The sequence below is a fragment of the Phocaeicola faecicola genome (assembly GCF_013618865.1).
Lineage (GTDB): Bacteria > Bacteroidota > Bacteroidia > Bacteroidales > Bacteroidaceae > Phocaeicola > Phocaeicola faecicola.
Window position 1 is genome coordinate 1 of the sequence record NZ_JABSOE010000155.1, and the last position, 1089, is coordinate 1089.

Genomic DNA, 1089 nt, shown 5'->3' on the forward strand with positions numbered 1-1089 from the left:
CCCCGTTTTGGCTGCCAAACCTTATTTTCGGGGGAATATCTAAAGATACAAAAAAGCCAACTAATTCGCAATACATTGTGTATGAATTAGTTGGCTAATTTTATACTATTTACTGAGTGTCCCTATTTAGCAAACAATATAAAATCAGCCAACTAATTCACACACAAAAAAGTATGTGAATTAGTTGGCTGATTTGTATCTCCAAGTATTCCCTCAAAATACATCTACTGGGCAAATCCTTTTCTTTTCATCTTGCGTTGGAAATCGTATTTCCACCATCCTTCCCATTTAGTATAATTTTCCTGTGTAAACAATGACGAAACTTGCCCTACGAATTCATCATTCAATTGTTTCAATTGTGAGTACTTGTCGCCATTGGACAATTTTTTATTCGACAGTATCTTGAATTCTTTTATTGCATAGTTATTATATGCAGCTTTAAATTCTGATATCTTTGTCTTATCTAGACCATATTTGTAAGCCATTACAAAGTCTATTGGGTTATCATTAACTTTTTTCCATCTTGCTGCCACATCAGATGGTACTGCCGCATATATTTCTTTAATCTTATTTTCCTCATTCAGAAGAATATCCTCTTCCCTAACAGCATATTTTTTCTTCGTTTTGAGAATCAAGGATCTTTTAGCACTGTATTTCTTTTCAATCTCAGCAATCGCATATGCATTTTTAAAAGATGTTCTGTATTTATCCATGTTATTTAATGAAATAAAATACATCTGTTTATAATTGATATACCAGTCACCATTAGCCGTTCCGAGAATTTGACGGATCCTCCTTTTTTGATCTTCCATCATTTTGTACCTCTTTTCAAATTTACCGGATTCCGCACTACTGCTTTTATTGATTGACATGCGATTTTCCTCAGTGTCAGATTCCAGCTTTTGTAAAGAACGTATTTTATCCCGTGGAACAAGTTTAATATCACACAGCATGTGATAATACGTAAGTTTCCAATTTTAGGGTGTCCCCTTTTAGACGGGCGCCAGCAGGCACCCGTCTAAAAAAGAGTCCACAAATTTAACGATTATTATTTGCATATTGTCATGGGAAGAAGGTTTTCGTAATCCG

General features: G+C 34.5%; 1 protein-coding gene. It reads right to left on the reverse strand.

The genetic code is table 11. The features are described 5' to 3' along the window. Positions 1-224 precede the first annotated feature (224 nt). On the reverse strand, positions 225-872 hold the full coding sequence (locus H3001_RS19090; RefSeq protein WP_181215795.1) for a hypothetical protein: 648 nt from the start codon (positions 870-872) through the stop codon (positions 225-227). Positions 873-1089 lie beyond the last annotated feature (217 nt).